The organism is Paenibacillus auburnensis (genome assembly GCF_927798115.1).
Lineage (GTDB): Bacteria > Bacillota > Bacilli > Paenibacillales > Paenibacillaceae > Paenibacillus_AQ > Paenibacillus_AQ auburnensis.
Map to the genome: position 1 here is coordinate 46,443 of NZ_CAKMMG010000009.1, position 20,970 is coordinate 67,412.

The 20,970-nt window shown below is 43.3% G+C and carries 15 protein-coding genes, 1 other RNA gene and 3 pseudogenes; 15 read left to right on the forward strand and 4 right to left on the reverse strand.

Annotated elements, in window-relative coordinates:
* Positions 1-12 precede the first annotated feature (12 nt).
* From eno to L6H70_RS23035, 7 genes are all read left to right on the forward strand, one after another.
* Positions 13-1,299, forward strand: coding sequence for a phosphopyruvate hydratase (eno, locus tag L6H70_RS23005; protein ID WP_236336483.1), 1,287 nt, complete (start codon positions 13-15; stop codon positions 1,297-1,299).
* 130 nt (positions 1,300-1,429) lie between these two features.
* Positions 1,430-1,693, forward strand: a complete 264-nt coding sequence (locus L6H70_RS23010) for a YesK family protein (RefSeq protein WP_236336484.1) — start codon at positions 1,430-1,432, stop codon at positions 1,691-1,693.
* A 148-nt stretch (positions 1,694-1,841) separates the two neighbouring features.
* Entirely contained in the window at positions 1,842-2,075 is a 234-nt protein-coding gene (gene secG, locus L6H70_RS23015; RefSeq protein ID WP_236336485.1) for a preprotein translocase subunit SecG, read from the forward strand.
* Between the two features lie 244 nt (positions 2,076-2,319).
* On the forward strand, positions 2,320-5,223 hold the full coding sequence (gene rnr, locus L6H70_RS23020; RefSeq protein ID WP_236336634.1) for a ribonuclease R: 2,904 nt from the start codon (positions 2,320-2,322) through the stop codon (positions 5,221-5,223).
* 251 nt (positions 5,224-5,474) lie between these two features.
* Entirely contained in the window at positions 5,475-5,954 is a 480-nt protein-coding gene (smpB, locus tag L6H70_RS23025; RefSeq protein ID WP_038584698.1) for an SsrA-binding protein SmpB, read from the forward strand.
* Positions 5,955-6,154: 200 nt separating this feature from the next.
* Positions 6,155-6,519, forward strand: a transfer-messenger RNA (tmRNA) gene (gene ssrA, locus L6H70_RS23030).
* A 210-nt stretch (positions 6,520-6,729) separates the two neighbouring features.
* Entirely contained in the window at positions 6,730-7,854 is a 1,125-nt protein-coding gene (locus tag L6H70_RS23035; protein WP_236336486.1) for a site-specific integrase, read from the forward strand.
* Positions 7,855-8,426: 572 nt separating this feature from the next.
* Here the strand turns inward: L6H70_RS23035 and L6H70_RS23045 are convergent.
* Entirely contained in the window at positions 8,427-9,245 is an 819-nt protein-coding gene (locus L6H70_RS23045) for a hypothetical protein (RefSeq protein ID WP_236336487.1), read from the reverse strand.
* A gap of 703 nt (positions 9,246-9,948) precedes the next feature.
* A complete protein-coding gene (locus L6H70_RS23050) occupies positions 9,949-11,004 on the reverse strand; it encodes a hypothetical protein (RefSeq protein ID WP_236336488.1) in 1,056 nt (351 codons plus the stop codon).
* Between the two features lie 769 nt (positions 11,005-11,773).
* Here L6H70_RS23050 and L6H70_RS23055 point away from each other — a divergent pair.
* A pseudogene (locus tag L6H70_RS23055) lies at positions 11,774-12,226 on the forward strand (group II intron reverse transcriptase/maturase); the annotation flags it as partial.
* Positions 12,227-12,229: 3 nt separating this feature from the next.
* Here L6H70_RS23055 and L6H70_RS23060 read toward each other — a convergent pair.
* Positions 12,230-12,679, reverse strand: a pseudogene (locus L6H70_RS23060) (recombinase family protein); the annotation flags it as partial.
* A gap of 1,066 nt (positions 12,680-13,745) precedes the next feature.
* Between L6H70_RS23060 and L6H70_RS23065 the strand changes: the two are divergent.
* From L6H70_RS23065 to L6H70_RS23075, 3 genes are read left to right on the forward strand one after another with little or no spacing between them, the layout of a single operon-like run.
* The gene (locus L6H70_RS23065; RefSeq protein WP_236336490.1) at positions 13,746-13,919 is read left to right on the forward strand and encodes a restriction endonuclease; all 174 of its coding nucleotides are present in this window, start codon (positions 13,746-13,748) and stop codon (positions 13,917-13,919) included.
* Positions 13,920-13,959: 40 nt separating this feature from the next.
* Positions 13,960-14,709 (forward strand): hypothetical protein, encoded by a 750-nt coding sequence (locus L6H70_RS23070; RefSeq protein WP_236336491.1) that lies wholly within the window; start codon positions 13,960-13,962, stop codon positions 14,707-14,709.
* Positions 14,702-15,103 (forward strand): hypothetical protein, encoded by a 402-nt coding sequence (locus L6H70_RS23075; RefSeq protein ID WP_236336492.1) that lies wholly within the window; start codon positions 14,702-14,704, stop codon positions 15,101-15,103. Before L6H70_RS23070 ends, L6H70_RS23075 begins: the two co-directional genes overlap by 8 nt.
* Before the next feature lie 99 nt (positions 15,104-15,202).
* On the opposite strand, the pseudogene L6H70_RS23080 reads toward L6H70_RS23075, so the two are convergent.
* Positions 15,203-16,352 (reverse strand): annotated as a pseudogene (locus L6H70_RS23080) (IS3 family transposase).
* Positions 16,353-16,455: 103 nt separating this feature from the next.
* Between L6H70_RS23080 and L6H70_RS23085 the strand changes: the two are divergent.
* The 4 genes from L6H70_RS23085 to L6H70_RS23100 all read left to right on the forward strand — a co-directional run bounded on the left by L6H70_RS23085 (position 16,456) and on the right by L6H70_RS23100 (position 20,883).
* Complete coding sequence (locus tag L6H70_RS23085) at positions 16,456-17,694, forward strand: hypothetical protein (protein ID WP_236336493.1); 1,239 nt, start codon at positions 16,456-16,458, stop codon at positions 17,692-17,694.
* Between the two features lie 204 nt (positions 17,695-17,898).
* Positions 17,899-18,825 carry a hypothetical protein gene (locus L6H70_RS23090; RefSeq protein ID WP_236336494.1) on the forward strand — a complete coding sequence of 309 codons (927 nt, stop codon included), beginning with the start codon at positions 17,899-17,901 and terminating at the stop codon, positions 18,823-18,825.
* 618 nt (positions 18,826-19,443) lie between these two features.
* Positions 19,444-19,881: a VOC family protein gene (locus L6H70_RS23095; protein WP_236336495.1), complete on the forward strand. Its 438-nt coding sequence runs from the start codon at positions 19,444-19,446 to the stop codon at positions 19,879-19,881.
* An 84-nt stretch (positions 19,882-19,965) separates the two neighbouring features.
* Positions 19,966-20,883: a VOC family protein gene (locus L6H70_RS23100; protein ID WP_236336496.1), complete on the forward strand. Its 918-nt coding sequence runs from the start codon at positions 19,966-19,968 to the stop codon at positions 20,881-20,883.
* Positions 20,884-20,970 lie beyond the last annotated feature (87 nt).

A 20,970-nucleotide genomic window follows, 5' to 3' on the forward strand; every position in this document is an offset into this window, starting at 1 on the left:
AGATTAACTTACATGACTATTATTTCTGATGTATATGCACGCGAAGTCCTTGACTCCCGCGGTAACCCTACTGTAGAGGTTGATGTTTATCTGGAATCCGGCGCTAAAGGCCGCGCTATCGTTCCTTCCGGCGCTTCCACAGGCGCTCATGAAGCTGTTGAGCTTCGTGATGGCGACAAATCCCGTTACATGGGCAAAGGCGTTCTGAAAGCAGTTGAGAACGTAAACGAAATTATCGCTCCAGAAGTAATCGGTATGGACGCTCTTGACCAAGTGGGCATCGACAAATTGATGATCACTTTGGATGGAACTCCTAACAAAGGCAAGTTGGGCGCTAATGCAATCCTGGCTGTATCCATGGCCGTAGCTCGTGCAGCTGCAGCAGCTCTGGATATTCCTTTGTATGTATACCTGGGCGGATTCAACGCTAAAGCTCTTCCAGTACCAATGATGAACATCATCAACGGTGGTGAGCACGCTGACAACAACATCGACGTTCAAGAGTTCATGGTTCTGCCAGTAGGCGCTCCAAGCTTCAAAGAAGCTCTTCGTACTGGTGCTGAAATCTTCCACAACCTGAAATCCGTACTGCAATCCAAAGGCTTGAACACAGCTGTAGGTGACGAAGGCGGTTTCGCACCGAACCTTGGTTCGAATGAAGAAGCAATCACTACAATCATCGAAGCTATCGAAAAAGCTGGTTACAAACCAGGTGTTGACGTATTCCTGGGTATGGACGTTGCTTCCACCGAGTTCTACAAAGACGGGAAATACACACTTGCTGGCGAAGGTAAATCTTACACTTCCGCTGAGTATGTTGACCTTCTTGCTTCATGGGTTGAGAAGTACCCAATCATCACAATCGAAGACGGTATGTCCGAAGACGACTGGGATGGCTGGAAATTGCTTACTGAAAAATTGGGTGACAAAGTTCAATTGGTTGGTGACGACCTGTTCGTTACAAACACTGAGCGTCTTGCTACAGGTATCGAAAAAGGTATCGGTAACTCCATCTTGGTTAAGGTTAACCAAATTGGTACATTGACTGAAACTTTCGATGCTATCGAAATGGCTAAACGCGCTGGCTACACTGCTGTTATCTCCCACCGTTCCGGTGAGTCCGAAGACAGCACTATCGCTGATATCGCTGTAGCTACCAATGCTGGCCAGATCAAAACTGGTGCTCCTTCCCGTACAGACCGTGTTGCTAAATACAACCAATTGCTTCGCATCGAAGACGAACTGGGTGAATTGGCTCAATACAACGGCCTGAAATCCTTCTACAACCTCAAAAGATAATATCTTCTGATATTAGCTTCTTAAGAGCCTGCCGATTTTCGGCAGGCTCTTATTTTGTAATCCGGATAAATTGCATCCGTCCTTCTTTAAATGTATTCTATAAATGCATTATATTGGAAGGAGTGACGGAATGAATGCTATTATTGCTGGGGCTTTGATCGGAGTACTGATTGTAATCATCAGCTTGTTTTTGTCACGAGACAGAGGGCGACGAAGAATCCTGGTCTTCTATCCGCCAATAGTTGGATTGATAGGTAGTGCTATTTTGCTTGTGGGTAGCTTTTCCTTGATTGGAGGATGGGAGGGGATTGGCTATGCCATGTTCTCAGTACCGATCCTATTAATTTCTTTAGTCCTGCTGCTGGTTCTTACTGTTCTTAGGAGAGAGGCATAAGTAGGGTTCTCTTCCGTATAAAGAGAGATTCGTAGCAAGAAGGTTGTATTCGCTGGACCGCTATGATAAAATAAAAATGCTGTTTATGAAATCGTGGAATTTAAAATTAGCATAGATAGTGATGCTTGGACGTAGGAGGTGGAAGTGAATGGATATCTTTTTGAAAGTATTGCTCCTGATTTTTTCCGTCGGTCTGATTGCGGTCGTTCTTCTGCAAAAGGGGAAAAGCGCAGGTCTTTCCGGTGCCATCTCCGGCGGTGCTGAGCATCTCTTTGGTAAAACTAAAGCGCGCGGTATGGAACTCGTACTCCAGCGTGTAACAGTCGGATTGGCGGCTGGATTCTTCATCATGTCAATCATCGTTGCTATCGTCATTGACTAAATTGCATACACTAAGCCTTCGCTCTGTTCTGATGGAATGGGGCGGGGGCTTTTTTGTTATGAAAATTTATGCGTGCTTTAACCTTCGGATGATCATAACAGGGATGGTCGGGATTGATTTCGTGTATACTAGGGTATGAAGTATATATAGGTAAAATTTACTTGAATGATTTGGGGCAGTAAAGGACAAGACATACATATATGCCAGCGGCATACGAATGCTGCGGAGGGCCGAGGTGACGTACTTGATAACACAGGAAATATTACTTGATTACATGCGGGAAACCGCTTATAAGCCGCTGACTTACGATGAATTGGTAAGCCACTTTGCATTAGAGGACAGCGCTTCGTTTAAGGCGTTTGAGGACTTGCTGGTAGAGCTTGAACAGGACGGCCGGATTGTACTGACCCGGAACAGCCGTTATGGTGTACCGGAGCGGATGGATCTGCTGCGTGGACGGCTGCAGGCTCATGCGAAGGGTTTTGCTTTTCTGATTCCCGATGACCGTGACCATCCCGATGTATACATTCATGCCAACGATCTTAAAGGGGCTATGAACGGAGATATCGTGCTGATCCGAATCACGTCTAAGAGTCCGTCTGGCGGCCGCATGGAAGGTGAAGTAGTGCGCATCGTCAAAAGAGGCGTACTGCAGACTGTCGGCGTGTTCCAGAGCCTGGAGACCTACGGATTTGTGCTGCCTGATGATAAGCGGATTAACCGCGATATTTTTATCCCGAAACAGTCCTTTAAAGGGGCAGTAGACGGTGAAAAGGTTGTCGTCCGTATCGTTAATTACCCGGAAGGCCGCTCTGCGGCTGAAGGCGAGATTATTGAAATCCTGGGGCATAAGGATGACCCGGGCGTCGATATTTTGTCAGTCATCCGCAAGCATCAGCTGCCGGAGGCTTTTCCGGCTGAAGTGATGGCTGAAGCAGAGCAAGCGCCGGACTCCATTACGGAAGAAGAGATTATTCAGCAGGGCCGCCGTGATCTGCGCGGTCTCAACATTGTTACCATCGACGGCGCAGATGCCAAGGACCTCGATGATGCGGTCAATGTCGAGCGGCTGGAGAACGGGCACTATAAGCTGGGGGTTCATATTGCCGATGTAGGCTATTACGTGCGGGAAGGCTCGGAGCTTGATAAGGAAGCTTATGACCGGGGATGCAGCGTGTACTTGGTGGACCGGGTCATTCCGATGCTGCCGCACCGCCTGTCGAACGGCATATGCAGTCTTAATCCGCAGGTGGACCGGCTTACGATGTCGTGTGAGATGGAATTCAATGAGCATATGAAGGTCGTGAAGCATGATGTCTTTACGAGTGTAATCCGCACCAAGGAAAGAATGACCTATGCCAATGTCCGAAAAATCGTAGAGGATGAGGATCCGGAGCTTCTGGAGCGCTACAGTCCGCTGATTGAGGATTTCCGTCTGATGAAAGAGCTGGCGATGAAGCTGCGCGATGCGCGGATGCGGCGCGGGGCGGTTGATTTTGACTTTGAAGAGAGCAAAATTATTGTCGATGAAACCGGCAAGGCGATCGATATTGTAAAACGCGAACGCTCTGTGGCTGAACAGATCATCGAGGAATTCATGCTGGCGGCCAACGAGACGGTGGCTGAGCATTTCCACTGGCTTAAAGTTCCGTTCCTGTACCGGATTCATGAAGATCCAGATCCGGAGAAGCTGCAGAATTTCATGGCGTTCGCTGCGAATTTTGGCTATCATGTCAAAGGCCGGGGCAACTCGGTTCATCCGCGTGCGCTGCAGGACCTGCTGGAGCAGATTCAGGGCACGAAGGAGCAGACGGTTATCAGCACAATGATGCTGCGGTCGATGAAGCAGGCAAAATACGATGCAGAGAGTACGGGCCACTTCGGCCTCGCTGCCGAATACTATTCCCACTTCACTTCACCGATCCGCCGGTATCCTGACCTTGTTATTCACCGGGTTATGCGTGAGGTGCTTGAGAACGGCGGAGCGCTGACCGAGAAACGGCAGGAATACCTGGCAACACGGATGCCGGATATCGCCCAGCAATCCTCTGAACGCGAGCGTGTGGCGGTTGAGGCGGAACGCGATACGGAGCAGCTGAAGAAGTGCGAGTTCATGCAGGATAAGGTGGGCGAGGAATTCGAGGCCATGGTCAGCAGTGTGACCAGCTTCGGGATGTTCATCGAGCTGGATAACACCGTCGAAGGCCTCATCCGTCTCAGCGCGCTGAGCGACGATTACTACCACTTCGACGAAGCCCACATGGCGCTCATTGGCGAGCGCACCTCCAAGGTGTTCCGCATCGGCGATGAGGTGAAGATCCGTGTCGCCAAGGTTAACATGGACGACCACACGATCGACTTTGAGCTGGTCGACATGAAGCCTCGCGCGGCAGGCGAGCACCGCAGCTATGGCGGCCGCGGCGGCAAAGGCGGCCGTCCGGGTGCCGGCGGCTTTGGCAAGCCGTCCGGCGGTAAAGCCGGCAGCGGCGGCAAGGGCCGCGGCGGGAAAGGCAAGCCCGGCGCTGCAGGCGGCGCGGGCAAGGGCAAGGCCGGCGGCGCAGTGAACGCCGGCAAACGCAAAGGCGGCGGAGTAACAACCGGCGCCTGGGAGACAACGCCGCCGCGCAGTGATGCGGCGGCCGGTAGCGGCGCACCAGCGGGTGCGCCTGCGCGCGGAAAGCGCGGGGGCGGCCCGGCTGAGGCTGCGCGCCGGGCTTTTGCCGCCCTGAACGGCGAAGCGGGCGGCAGCAGTGCGCCGCGTGAGCGCAGCGGCGGCGGACGCGGCCGCGGCGGAGAGGCCGGAGGCGGTGCCGGGGGACGCGGCATCAGCTTCGGCTTCGGCTCCGGCAAGGGCGGCTACGGCGCGCCGACAGGCGGCGATGCTGGCAGCGGCGAGCTGCGCGGTGTTGACGCGAACACCCGGTTCAGCAGCCGGGAGGATCGCGGGTTCGAGAGCCGTGGCAGCGGCTCAGAAGGCAAGAACAAGGGCCGCCGCAAGAAGAACAAAGGCGGCGTGTTCATCGGCACTTCGGTGACGCCGGGCAACGTGGAGACGTCAGACAACGTTTCCGCTAAGCGCAGTGACAACGGCAGCAATGCCGAAAGTGCTGTCCGCCGGAAGAAAAAAAAGAAAAAGCCTCAGGAATAGGCTGAGGGTGATATATGGGCGCTATTCCCTGCATGGGGAATAGCGCTTTTAAAGTTATCAGATAGGTTCTCTTATACGAAGTACATTCAAAAACCATTTTACATTTAACTAACCTTAACCCGATGCTTACTGACATATGTATGTCAAAATGCTTGGCAAACGTTAGGGGCTTACTTCCTTGCGTTCAGTGGATTCCTTTTGATACAATAAAGATCTGATGTTCGGAGAATAGAATTTAAGGAGTGACTTTCATGGGTAAAAAAGCAGACGGGAAAGTGCTCGCCCAGAACAAAAAAGCTTCCCATGATTATTACATTGAGGATACTTATGAAGCGGGATTGGTGCTGACCGGCACAGAGATCAAATCGCTGCGTAACGGACGCGCTAATATCGGGGATGCTTTTGCCACCATTCGTAACGGGGAGATTTTTGTGCACAACATGCATATTAGCCCGTTCGAACAGGGGAACCGCTCCAACCCTACCGATCCGACACGTACCCGCAAGCTGCTGATGCACAAGGAGCAGATCCACAAGCTGCTGGGGCAGTCCAAACGCGAGGGCTTCACGATCGTGCCGCTCAAGGTCTATGTGCGCAACGGCTACGCCAAGCTGCTGATCGGCCTCGGTAAAGGGAAGAAAGAATACGACAAACGTGATTCGGCCGCCAAACGCGATGCACAGCGCGATATCCAGCGTGTGCTGCGCGATAAGCAGAAGATCGCCAGGTAGCAGGGCCGGCGTTAGCCGAAGCCCAAAGTTCCAGATTGCTCCTGCAATTCCTTTAACCCACGTGTTAAAGTGTTGATAAATGTGCTATACTGTGTAAGTAAAGCTTATTGCTTCTGAACAGCCTTCTTGATCAAGAAAGCTGTAGACCGGATCATTTCTTGCTCGCTGGTCCGCTTAATCCGAAGCGCCCTTTCTAATGAGGGGCCGTTCTTGGATTCGACGGGGGTAGTTCGAGCATGAGTAGCGAGTAGTGGGGACGCGTCCGCTTCATCAACGCTAAAGCCTATTAAACGGCAAACAACAAACAAACTACGCTTTCGCAGCCTAAGAAACTGTGTGCGTGCTTCTACCCTGCATCGCCCATGTGACAGGGATAGGGGCTAACTAGTAGTGGGATACGCCGCTTGGTCTCCGCCTGGGGTCAACGGAAGAAGATAATCAGGCTGACCCAACGTATAGCCGGTTACGGGGCGATACTCGGGTGACATCAAAACTGTGACTACACTCGTAGAAGCTTATGTGCCGTTATCTTCGGACAGGGGTTCGAATCCCCTCGGCTCCATCCTGTAACCCGCTCCCAGAGCGGGTTTTTTTACTTATACAGGTCTGATTTGTAGCCAAACTGTAGCCAACACTCTTTTAACTGCATGATTTTTGAGGGTAGCTGTAGTCCATTTGGCTACAGGTCTATCTATTAACAAAATATCTTGCAGCATGCTATCCTTACCTTAGGTAGAGGAATCCCCTACGGCAAAGAGAATTAGGAGATGATAGCATGGCAGGGAGCATCACCAAGGTCGAAACCAAATTTCGGGTTACATTTGATTTCGGTACAGATAGTAAAGGCAAACGAATCAGGAAATATACGTCCGCTTCCTCTGAGGCCGAAGCTAGGAAGTTATTGAATGAATTTGAATATAATCAGCAACGTAATTTATTGGTCCAGACGACAAAAATGACCTTCTCCGAATTTCTTGAGCATTGGATAGAGAACTACGTAAAGTATAACTGCGAAGAGACAACCATTTATGGTTACAGAAATATTATCTTCAAGCATATTATCCCCTTTTTGGGTAACTTCGAGTTACAAAAGCTGCAACCTGCACACATTCAACAGTATTATAAATATCTAATGGATGACAAGCAACTTTCTCCAAATACTGTACATAAACATCATGCCTGTATTCGGAAAGCGTTGGATTACGGCCTGAAGCAGCAATTTGTGCATCGTAACGTATCGGACGCCGTAACTCTTCCTAAGAAAGAACGGTTCGTAGGTCAGTCTTATACCCGGGATCAATTAAATATTCTGCTAGACAGAGTGAAAAACACCAAGCTTGAATTACCCGTATATCTGGCCGGTTATTTGGGACTTAGACGTGAAGAGATTGTAGGTCTTCAATGGAAGTACATTAACTTCAAGGATAGGAGCATTCAGATAGCAGAGGTTCGTACTAGCGCAGGCAGTAAAGAGATCGTAAAAGCCCCTGAGACGGAACAGAGCAAGCGTGTGCTGTATATGACGGATGAACTGTTTGAAGTCCTCACCAAGGCCAGAGAGCGTCAAGAAGAGTACAAATGGATGTTGGGAGATGAGTACATAGATAGTGGCTATGTTTATATCCAGGATAATGGGAAGCCGTATCGTGTGAATACGCTGACCGAGCAATTTGGCTTATTCTTAGAGCGTAATGCATTACCTAAAATCAGACTTCATGATTTGCGTCATACTTTTGCTAGTATTCTCTATGAAGCGGGTGTTGACTTAAAGGCAATCTCGGAAGCATTAGGGTATTCTGATTTGGCTACAACAAACAAGATCTATACTCACCGGTTTGATAAAACGCATAAGAAAACAATCAATGCGATGAGTGCAGCACTTGGGAGAGATAAGGATTAACTCTGGGATTAGTTTTATAGATCAAGGGTATTGTGTCACCTGCTAATTTGATTTGACGTACAATGGATTAGAAGGTATTATGTTGTTATTCAAGTTCGTAATGAGCGACTATTGTAAGTTGCAAATTAAGATTCGTAATGAACCTACAAAAGCTCGAATCTTCGGATTCGGGCTTTTGTTATTTTACAAAACAAATTTCAGTTTCACTGGTAGAAGAAGAGTGGAAAGAAATTAAAGTCATAGAATGCCGCTGTGTTGTTCAACTAACGTTCCGCGTTAGTTCAAATAGCAAATAGATTACAAATTGTTATTTCTCCCACAGCTCGACAAGTCGAAGTTCAGGATCTTCAATCCAAATAGATTTTCTAAATTCACTAATCTCTTTTTTTTGCAATTGGTACATCAATATGTTCAAGATGTTTAATAGTCTATTTAAATTATGTGCTTGGAAATTTAACACACTGTACCATCATCATATAACTTCCCTATTTTTAGTTCTCCAAAATATCCTCCAGAACCTTTTTCATCGTATCTAGCTCTTGCCGTTCATCAAATTATTGGCTTCCGATTACCTATTTAAAAGCTTTAATAACATCGATTAATTCGTATTCTGGAATTTCGTCTAGGATCATTAACCTATAAACTAATCTACCTAATTCGCTTAAGATTAATCCTGCGGGAGTAATATCATCAGAATCTAGAATAGCTGAATAATTTTTTTTTGATTGTAGCTCTTTAAATTCTTCTCTTGTAAGCTCCATCATTCCAAAATTTCTTTCTGAAGTAATTTGGTGTAATAGACCGTTCTTATCCAGATCTAGAACCTCTAATAATGCAAAAGAACCTGAAATAGACGAATTGGGCTTAGCACGCAACTGCAGATCGTTATCTTGATTCTTTCTAATTACTGCTAATATACATAGCTGTCTGTAAGTTAAAATATCCGCTATTTTAATAACATGATTGATCTCTTCCATACTTATTGACGTAAATACAGCTTTTGCAAAGATATTTGAGAGATATGGTATCTTCTTCTCCTCATGTTCGGCTTTGCATTTTTGAAGAACACCTTCTAATGCTTCTTCTGCACTAGATCTATAATTTTCATTATATGCAAAGAATCTATCATCTTCCCTGATTAGATGCCCTTTTCCCTTTAACTCATTAACCTTGTTTAAAGCTAAAATAGCCGAAGCACCAACACGTATTTGTTCCCTCTGAGATAAAGCACGATTCGTAACATCTCCAAGTATAGACTCAGCAACAGCACCTATAACCTCAGCACCAGCAACTACAAGTCCTCCACCGGGAATTAATTTTATACCTTCTTTTGTGGCTGTACCTGCTAATTTAATACCTGTTTCTAACAACAGCTTAATTTTATCTGACACGCAAATCCCCTCTCCTCTAACTTTATGTAATTCATCAAGAATATTAAATAGTGACTTGGATTTATACCAACAGAAATGAACCGGAGCCGGTACAGATGACCAGGTCTATGGAAATGCAGGCATAACAAAAACGAAATAAATAACATAGAAAAGACGCATCATGCAGTATGGGGACGAAGCACTCCCCCTCACCACTCCACCTGTAAAAACTGATCTATATCAATTGGTTTTTTGCTGATTCAGCAAAATCGTAATTTCTGTTGAGTTCTGAGTATATCGGCGAGGATTACCACGCTATCCTGCCCGTTACTTCAATGAAAAAAGCAGACTGCCGTTGCAATCTGCTCACTCCGCTATCGTTTCCCGTTAGGGTAACCTTGAACATATCTCCTCCACCATAAAACACCCCAATTACGGTTACATGATCAACGTCATTCAGCGGATTATCATGACCACTTGGTGAATTATTGTTCTGTTACGAAATGACTTTCTCCGGAAATATTGGTAGCTTACCGTATAAGTCTTCTTCAGCACTGATTCTTTTTTAGCCTTTGTTCTGTGCAATTTATAATAACCGCTTAGTAATGTTGCCATAAATGGAGAGCCAGCATCGCGTGTAGCATAGTTTCCATTATATGCTTTGAAGCAGAATCCAAACTCTTGATCATGGTCACTTAGATTGAGCATACAATCATGCCAATGATTAAATCCTTAGTAAAGGTAGTTTTAATCTTGTGGATAGTTCATTTGCCTGACTTACCGACCATTCGTTTTCTGTTTTTAATAGGAAGACTGCAATTGGATTAGTAGAAGGATCATTAAGTAGCACAACTTCGTTATATGCATCTGTTCCTTTCACATCCTCAATACCGCATTTCTGTGTTCTTTTTGAATCGTTCTCAATTTCTTCAATATGCATAGTTTTGCATGTTTTAATAGCGTTATATTGTAAATATTTATCCGGCCCTAGTGGTATATCCGTGAGCGAGAAAAATTCAGCGCTGATACTTTGACAGAAAGGAAGATCATTCGCATAGCAATCAGAGCTACTAATGAGCAATACATTTTTTAAATTAGGCTGATAAACAAACCCGAATTTCGAATTTCTATAAGTCCCTTGAAATTCGTCAGTAATTAGACTTGTAGAAATGATAGGATGACTCTTGGCATTTTGAAGAGCAGTTTCAGTATCAGTGCCTCCTATAGCATGTACAAGAAATTTAAACTTACATCCTTGATGATACTCGTCAGGTTTTGTAAGTTGATTCTCCCACTTCCTTAATGTAATTTCCGCAAGAGGTTCTTCAATATCATAGTGAAAATTTACATATGCATTGTATCGTGCTACAAAGTCCTTGTCATCACTATTTAAATGATGAATTATTTTCCTTGCGAGGTCATGATTGCAAGAAAATTCATTTTTTAGACGTAACTCTCTTTCCAGCCTATCTTTTTTAAAAAAAGAAAACTGCTCCTTCTTAATTTTAAAATATTCATGAATTTTTTTGACAGAATTTACATCATCATTAGTGAAGCCCCTAACTGTTCCGTCTAAAATCGCAACAATATTGAGTTCTGTCTGCTCTAACTTTCTTTCTAAATTTAGATCATCTAATTCAATGGAATTAATAATAGCAGTTAGAGTGTCGAAATCTTGAAGTTGAATATTATTGAAGCAAGCTATCTCGTCAATTTTTTTACGTCTCTCGTATAATAAGCTATAAATTATTGTCTGTTGAAACATAGTATTAAAATACATTTTCATACCGCCCTTGAAAAATTGGTACGGTTGACATAGATAATGAACCTGATCTTACCTACCCTCAACCAAAATTAATTACTACATCAGCTTCAACTTTGTACACTAATTTCTGAGTTATTTACAAACTCAATGCCTTCTAGCGATAAATTAGGAATGCTACCTATTGAAACCAGGATAAATTGATAACCACCAAATGCCATATTAGTCACCTCGATAGTTAATGAGTACTTATTACTATTCAAGATATTTCCACGTTATCCTGCCCGATAGCTTAATTGGGCGTGGCAGACTAACACTTTATTTTCTTTTAACAAAATCAAAAAGGACCGCGACTCATATGTCCGCGGTCCTTGCTTATTGTTGCCCAGCATGGGCGTTATCTCTAGGGTGAAAGTCCCGAGCGGGGGCTGGCAAGCGCCTACCGTTAGCCAAGGGCAAGGGTGTCCACCGTGAGGCGGAATCTGAAGGAAGTCGGAGGCAAAAGCACAACCTGAGGTACACGAATCCAATTTGAGGCGGTTGCAGCCGGATGAGTCACCATTACATGACAAAATCCAAAGCTGCCAAGGGCTGCAGCCGTATACTTGGGCAGGTGCGGGCGGAAAGATGACGTTCTTATCCGGGGAGGCCTGCCGGATGCGCAAGGAAAAAACTTGTAACCGTAGCCGAGAGGATGCGCTGAACCGGCAGGAGTCAGCAGAGACCATAGTACGTAAACTGTTGCAGAGTTTACGGAAGGGCTGAACCGAAAGGAGAGGGGAAACCGATGCGTTCGCATGAAGAGCAAAGACGGCAGAATATCTCGCAAGAGAGCTTGCGGCAAAGAGAAGCGGTGAAGCCGCCAGGGTATGCCGGAGCGCCGAGTTCTTCGTCGGCACAAGTCGCCCTTTCCTCTCGCGAAGCAGAGAGCAACTTACTGGAGCGAATGCTCGAAGGAGATAACCTTCGGCTCGCGTATAAACGAGTGGTGCAAAACGGAGGAGCACCCGGTGTGGACAATGTAACGGTAGCGAATCTACAAGCTTACTTGAAAACACATTGGGAACCGGTGAAAGCCGAACTTCTAGCGGGGGCTTACAGACCTGCGCTAGTTAAACGAGTGGAAATCCCAAAACCCGGAGGTGGTGTAAGGCTGCTAGGTATCCCAACCGTTATGGACCGCTTTCTCCAGCAGGCTCTTCTACAAGTCATGAATCCGGTCTTTGACACAGAGTTCTCCTGCATTTTGAAGCGCTAAATCAATCCCTTCACGCTGCCGTTTACGAATGCGGTCTCGTTCTTCTTCAGCCATCCAGGAAAGGATCTGCAAAACTAGATCTGCAATAAAGGCACCTAGGCTATCCTTAAATTGGGTAGTGTCCAGTAGGGGCATATCCATAACGATGATATCTGCCTGAATTTTTTTCGTAATATCATTCCACTCCAAAAGAATCTCCTCTTTATTTCGTCCAAAACGATCTAAAGAATGAATATATAGAATATCTCCTTTTCGGAGCATGCGTTTTAATAAGGGGTAGTTAACTCGATTGAAATCTTTCCCACTCTGTTTATCCATGAAAATATCTCGTTCATGAATTCCTTGCTCCTTCATGGCTTCAAGTTGCCGTCCTTCATTCTGATCTTTTGTACTGACACGTATGTAACTTTTTTGTAGTACATGATTATATTCTATTAAATATGTTCGTAAAAGTATCTATTATTACGCGAACGTTCACAAAACAAATAACCACTTTTACGAACGTGATTTAAGATTCTAATCTCTTGATTTTACCTCGTTCGCAAAGGTGTACTTTTATGGGCGACTTGAAAAGAGTGCGCCTCCCCGATAGGTTGGTTCGGGTATTCTTTAAATACCTTGGTTATTGTTCCGAGGGCAACGGTATATAAAAACACTTAGGATGAAACAACTAATATGACATTCACTATGAAATAAGATGTGAAAAGAAATAACATTGATGTAAGAAATAAAGGCATTACGAAAGTTCCTGTGATAAAAGGTCGGGAACCAGCGGCCATTAAAAAGCAATAACAAGGTGGATTGGACTTCGGGAGAATATACGAGCCCAGATGCAGATTACCGTTAAATGATTATTTAAGAAATACGGGATCGGCCGGATCTAGAGAAGATGGCTATAGACCTCGTCATTCAGCAAGCGGAATTGATGGCCCATGTTTAGAGAGAAGAACATCAATAAATTACTTTAAAGGAAACACAGCCTGTGAGAGACAGTATGACTAGTTACAGTCTGAATGAAAAAGGTATTGTTAAGCGATTGTATAGGATTGTTAAAGATCAATCGGAGTGAACCGTATCATAAGTAGGGCGAAATTCTAATATAAGATACTCAAGAAAACAAGTCTAGAGAGATTTTGGACCTGACTAGATTCAAGGATCAAGATGATATATTTGGTACATTCTGTATGATATAATTTGATTAAGATGATTAGGGGGGACCTCATTGAGACTTGTAGAGGCTCGTGTGCAAAACTATAGAAGCATAGTAGTAGATGTTATCGCAGGCTTATTGCAGGCCCAAAAGAAGATAAACGGCAGAATTCGCCGTCCTGCCAATGCAAACAAGAGGTGATCGGAAACAACACGGAGGAAATTTAACCGATGTTCAAAATCTTGCCGACCAGATGAGGTCGTTCTGTCCAAGCCACTCGATGATCTGAATGGAACCAAGTTCAAACGGTTACTTGCACTGTACTTCCGAGATCGCGGAGAGAAGACGGCAGTGCAGACTGTTCGCGAACTTGTTGCCGCCAAGCGTAATCACAATCGTATTCTTACGCTACTGGTTACGACATCGGACTTGACTGGACCTGCGAAGAAGGAAGTGGAGCAGTTCAGGGTGGAGTATTGGCATGGTGGGCTTGTTGCCGAGAAGTTGAGGAAGTGGAGAAGATAGAATACATGAATCCAGAAAACAATTCACTTTGGGGGTTAAGATGATCAGGAAAAATGCGCGAGAGGTACTGGGTATTTTTGTCCTTGCATTAATAATAGCTCTGTTGCTAGTTGTAATAACTATTTTGCTTACTCAAAGAAATCTCTCAAGTAACTGGTACACTAACTTAGGGGCAATATCTACTGCTGTGGGGGTTGTCGTAAGTTCCATCCTTTTAATAGTTACTATTTTGTATTTGTTAGCTACAAGAGAAATGGTTACTGAAGCAAGGAGACAGAGAGAACTGCAAGAGGAACCCGCTGTGAGTGTTAGAATTGTTCCTGATAAAGATAATTTCGATATTCTAGTAGTTACACTTAAAAATACTGGTGGAGCACCGGCCTACGATGTTTCTGTTCAGTTTACACCGGATCTTCCATACGATGATGGTGGAATAAACGATCTGGATATATTTAAACGGATGCCCTACCTAGACAAGAACGAGGTTGTTGAATTTTTCTTCGCTTCAACGTATGAGTACTTTAAGAGTGATAGCCCTAAAAGGGCTACTGCAAACATTACATACTATAAGACTCCCCTGGTAGAACATAATAAGAATAACCAGCCTATTCGCAGAACAGTAGCCCTTAATATTGAAGAGAGAAAAGGCCATCTCTACATCCCACGAAATGGAGTTCATGATTTGGTTAAAGAGGTAGAGGAGTTAAAACAAGGAGTGTTAATTTTATTAGCACAAAGAAACCAACAGTCAAAACAAGATCCAGGTAGCTATGGTGATGATGATGATTGACAAAATTTTTGGCGAACCTCAATTACCGCAAAGTATCGAAAACTGCTTGCTTATTTCCAAGACAGGGAAAATGGTGCACATTGGTACTGTATATTTATTTTCTGTGTCGAGAAAACTTTCTGTTAGAGAAGTAGGGGAGCTTTGGAAACGCGACTCACTAGTAGTAAATCAAAATTTTGTGGGCTACTTTAGTTGTCCAGTTGATAAAGAATTACTGCAACTTGGAGATGACACCTATACAATTCAGAGTAACCCAAATGGTAATAATACCATTCTAAGATTTAATGATGTGTCGTTTAGCCGTACTAATGAGTACTTCGGGGAAAATAGCTCTATTTCAGCTAAATTCTCATGTTTGACTATTGAGCGTATTGTTCTTAAGGGGAATTATTAGATTTAATGCCACATCCCTATAACGGACTACATTTTAAGTGCTCCATCTAACAAAGCCAAAGGCACCCAATCGGGTGCCTTCGAACTCGCTCTATAGATGTTATGGGGAACTGTGGATTGTCAACAGTAAATCAGACAACTTTTTAAGTGCTTCTTGGCGATACTGAACAGGCGTCAGGTAACCCAATGTACCATGAATACGATGCTTGTTGAACCAATTGACGTAATCGTATAGTTCGATTTCTAAGTGCCGAAGACTATGGAAGTCCATTTGGTTAACGAACTCGGTTTTCAAGACTTTGTATGTCGCTTCGGCCACGGCATTGTCATAGGGACAAGCCTTCTTACTGAGAGAACGTCCGATTTCAAAGGTTAGTAACAGTTCGTCTATTATTTTATTTTTGAACTCAATGCCATGGTCGTGTGGAACCACTCGATTTGGCTCAGATCGCCTTTTACCGTAGCAAAGGCGCGCTAAACCAAAGCCGCATCCTTGTTTGGCCCTGCGCTGTGTCCCACAATTTCTCGATTGAATAGGTCGATGAGCACGCAAATATAGTGCCATTTGTTCTGAACCTTTACATAGGTCAGATCACTCACGACAAAGCGCCTAGTCTTCGTTTGCTCGAATTCACGGTTCAGTACATACGCTGTAGCTGCGTCGTTACAAGCCGCCTTATGGGGTTTAAACTGCGCGACAGTGTAGGTCGAAACTAACCCCTGCTCTTTCATGATTCATCCAATGCGGCGGCTGGATATAACCAATCCTTGTTCCTTCAGTTTCACTTTAATTTTGAGTGTGCCGTAGGCTTTGCGTTTCTTGTGGAAGATTTCCACAATCGCTGCGCTTAGCACATCTTCATTCTTTTCGTCCTTGGTTTCATAGTAGAACGTGCTTTTTGCGATTTGCAGGACTTCGCACATCGCTGATACCGAGTATTTATCGCGGTTATTCCAGATGATAGCTACTTTCGTCCCATGATCAGCGCGGCTTGCTTTAGGATGTCAACCTCCATTTGAAGACGTTGATTCTCTTTTCGTAGAGCAAGGAGTTCATTTTCTTCTTAGGAACGATTGTCCTTCTCTTTGAAGGAACCTGTGTTGTTTGACTGCTTGATCCAGCGGTCCAGAGCAGAGGCTGTGAGGTCGTATTCCTCCACGATCGCAGCTCGTGATTTTCCATTCTCATAGAGTTGTACCATCTGTTTCTTGAAGTCTGCTGTAAACGTACGTCGTTGTTGTTTTGGCATTGTAGTGTTCCATCCTTAACTTGATAGGTTTATTCTACAAGCCCTTATTTTTTATGTCCAACTAAGTGTAGACGATCCAAAATACGTATTAATGAGGTGAGGTATGGCAGCAGGTTGGTTTGAAAGATCATTTAATTTTGAGTGGAGTACAATAGAAGTTGATTTATACAAGGAATTACAAACAGGTAATGATCGCTTCGCTGGTTATAAGAACTTAATAGCTATATTAACACTAATAGCTTCTATTGGGTTTTGGTCCGTGAACTTTTACTTTCCAATTAAAAACAATAATGCAGAGTTCAGTAAAGATTGGTATTGGGCAATACCGGTAGTCGTATTATTGGTTAATATTATTTCCATGTGTATACATCTGAGAATATCTTATTCGATTATAAAAAAAGGCGATCCTACTTATAAAATAAAGTTATACTCATTGGTAGTTGATTATTGGAAAAAATTAAATTTAAAAGCAAAGATATTATTTTTTGTTAAGTTTTTAATTTTCCCAGATTATTTTTGGGCTGAATTTTTTAAGGGCCATATCGGGTCTCATTTTAATCAAAAGGATCTAATTTCTATAAAGGAAATGGAATTTGTAAGGTTGTTGAAAAAGTTTTACATCGAACGCTGCAATTGGGCAAATCTATCTTTTACTATGTTGGGATCTCTCCTAATGATATACTCCTTAGGTGGTGGGAATGGATTAACAGGAATCATTCCGTATACTTTATTTATATTTATTGCGTATAGGTCTGTATCAAGGACAATGGAAATTTTGATTGCATTCTATAATGATATATTAAAAAGTAGAGAGAAAATCTTCTTCAAGAATGGAACCGATACTGTTACATTAAATAATGATAAATTAGATGTAGACCCACGAAGAAGACATGAAAATTTAAGAATCATAAATAATCCTCCTAGAGAAATACGATATATATATCCTTGGAAAAATTCATTATTGCTTCCTTCTTCAAGAGCATCATTAGCAATACATAGTTTGTTGGAAATAATCATGCTATTCGCATTACTTTACTTTCTAATGGTTGGTGTTTCAGATTACATATTCATAGGCAAGGATGCCCCTACACTACCTGAGGGATTAGAAGGAGATATTGGTATTATCAAATATTTTATCTTCTCATTTTCCGTTGCAGTGACCCTACCAGACATAGAATCAACTTTATGGGCCATTCCGCTGTTCATGCAAATTCTTTCAAGTCTTGTTTTAATGATTATGTCCTTAGCTTATTATTTGGGAAAAGAACATGATATTAAAGGTCATGAAAAGCAGCTCTACGGGGAGAGAGCAAGGGAAAATGTAAAGAGAAAATTCCGATAATATGTCTTCAAGATAATCTTGGAGGCCATGTCTTAGTTTTTTGAGTTCTTGTTTCGATGTAAATTAAGGAGGTTTACAAACCAAAGTCATCTGGAAAAACTGTTCTTTTCCGCTATCCACTAACAAAGGGGTCGGGAAAATATGTTCTAGGTAACAATGATCTTTATGTTTATTGATAATAAAAATTGAAATGGAGAATGTTTAATGAGAACAAGAGAAACGGTTATAGCAACCTGTCTATTATTGGGTATAATGATTCTTGGCGTTTTGCCAAATGCCCCATTTCATTTACCGTTGCAATCCGGTACATGGACAGAATATACAGGAGTTATAGTTACTTTTATAGGTATTATAGTAACTGCCTATTTTAGCTGGTTATTATATCATATATCAAAAGATGCAACTTACATGGCGCAAAAAGCAGTAGAAATATCTGAGAACGGGTATAATGTAGCTAAAGAAAGTCAAGAATCAACAAAGCAAAGTCTTAAAATAACTGCACTAGTAGAAAAAAGATTAACTACTGAGAGATTCAGGGAATATCAAGAGTTCATGCATAATTACTTTAATCCTAAAATCAGCGAACTGCAGGAAGTTTATAAAGAGATAATTACATCTTTATCAAAAGCTACTGAGGAGTTTCTTGATAAGTATGAAAAAGTGGAAGAAAAATATATCGTATCACCCTACCATCAAATCGAAGATACAACCAATCTAAGTGAAGAAGAGAAAAAGAATTACTTGAAACATCATGTGGAATACATGAACGAATACTCTAAAGTATCATTTCCATTCTGTGTAATTCATAGCACAACGGAGTTCCCATTTACTCATAATCTTAGTATTGAAGAACTTAGTAGGTACTTTACCGAAGAACAAACAAAGGAACTCAAAGTTATATGGAAGATGGCAAATAGTATTATTGATTCAAATGATATTAAATTAGAAGGGTCAAGTGTAAGTGTTTTTGGCAATTCGAATCAAAGTAAAGTTGATAAAATCAATAAATTGAAAGATGGATATACCCAACTTAATGATAGAATAAATACATTGATTGATAGTATTAATAATGAAAGGGAAAAATTTAAATATGAAATTTCAGTGTTTGATTCAATTATCCACAGTTCGTAATTTAATTAAAACTTTGAAGTAGGGTGACAATATTTCTTGGAAACTCTTTTGCACTTATTCGCATGAGGGAGAGAGCGATTCTAGTTTAATGGACCAACATATTTGCATGTGGTACATGTTATGATGCATAATGTCCACTAACACAGAATAAATTTTACCGTATTTTACCCCGAAATCCCCTCGGTTTTTTGTAGTCCATGTGTAGCCAAACGACTGAAATAGATCTAAATTTAGACAAAAGCAAGCAACACGACTTAATATTTGTAAAGTCAGAAATCCTTATGGAATAAGGGTTTCTGGTACTTTTTAATCCAAAGTAACATCAGTTAAAAGTTTCAAAACAGGGGTTCGAATCCCCTCGGCTCCATTTGGAGTACAAGTAAAAGACACCTTAATCGGTGTCTTTTTTCATTTCTGAAGGTGTTGACCGAAATCCTATTGATGAACCCATATACGTTACTGATTCAAAAGTGCTGATACATCTCAATAGGAGGTGCTGGGATAAACGAGCCGGGTTGGAAATGGGGGTGCATATGTTCGTAAAAAGCGTTTATTTCTTTCAAATTTTGTGTATAATAAAGCTGATTGTCCAATTTGTTCCAAAGGGGATGAAGAATGATGTCAATCGGTTTGAACCCGTATTTAGTCTTTAATGGAAACACAAGAGAAGCTCTGTATTTTTATGAAAAAGCGCTGCGCGGGAATGTGGTCGGGATCATGACGTTTGGGGATTTGCCGGAAGATCCGAATCATCCGTTGACCGATGAGATGAAAACCCTTGTGATGCATGCGCATTTGAAGGTTGGTGATGCAGATCTCATGTTCTCCGATACTTTTCCGGGTACGGCGCATAAGGCGGACGGTGATACGGTTCAGATTGCCATTCATCCTACAGAAGAGTCAATTGCACGGGAGATTTTCGCCGCACTGGAAGACGGTGGTCAAGTGGTCATGCCGCTGCAGAAGACGGATTGGAGCCCTTTGTATGGGATTGTTAAGGACAAGTTCGGCGTTACTTTTCAAGTGAATGTCGCGGAGGAACAGCCGCAGGGATAGTTTATATTCTGATTCAGGTTTCCGCTCCGCCCACAATACGCCCTGTTGGTTCTAATCGGACAGGCAGCTGAGGAGGAATGACTTGTGACAAACAATAATCAGACAATCGTGCCGCATATATGGTATGACAAAGAAGCGGTAGAAGCAGCTAATTTTTACGCTTCTGTTTTCCCCGAATCCAAGGTTACGAGTGTTACGACAATTCATGACACACCGTCAGGTGACTGTGACCAAGTTTCATTTGAAATATGGGGACAGAAGTTTATGGCCATCAGTGCAGGGCCCTATTTTAAGTTAAACCCGTCGGTGTCTTTCTTCGTTAATTTTGATCCGTCACGCGACAAAGACGCAGCACAGAAAATAGATGAAGTCTGGGACAAGTTATCTGAGGGCGGCCAGGCACTAATGCCGCTCGATAAGTATCCGTTCAGTAAGCGGTATGGCTGGATTCAGGATAAATATGGCGTGTCCTGGCAGCTGATGCTTACAAATCCTGAGGGTGAGGAGCGTCCGGCTATCATCCCGTCTTTTTTGTTCGTGGGTAATCAGTACGGTAAGGCGGAAGAGGCTATGTCTCTCTATTTATCAGTATTTGGCAACTCACGGCAGGGAACGATTGCCCGCTATCCCAAGGGCATGGAGCCTGATCAGGAAGGAACCATTATGTTCTCTGACTTCATGCTGGAGAAGCAGTGGTTCACCGCCATGGACAGTGCGCATGAGCATAAATTCAGTTTCAACGAGGCGATCTCTTTTATGGTGAAATGCGATTCGCAAGAGGAGATTGATCATTACTGGGAGAAGCTGTCTGCGGTTCCCGATGCTGAACAATGCGGCTGGCTGAAAGACCGGTTTGGCGTGTCGTGGCAGATTGTGCCGGCCGAGATGGACGAAATGCTGGGAAAGGGAACACCGGAGCAAATTGCACGTGTTACGAAGGCTTTTTTGCAGATGAAGAAGTTCGACCTTGCAGCATTGCATAAGGCTTATAAGGGCGAGTGAAGCATAAACCTACCCTCTGCCAAATTTATCAGTAAAGACACCTTAACTGGTGTCTTTTTTCATTTCAGCGGCTGTTTTGAACATGCT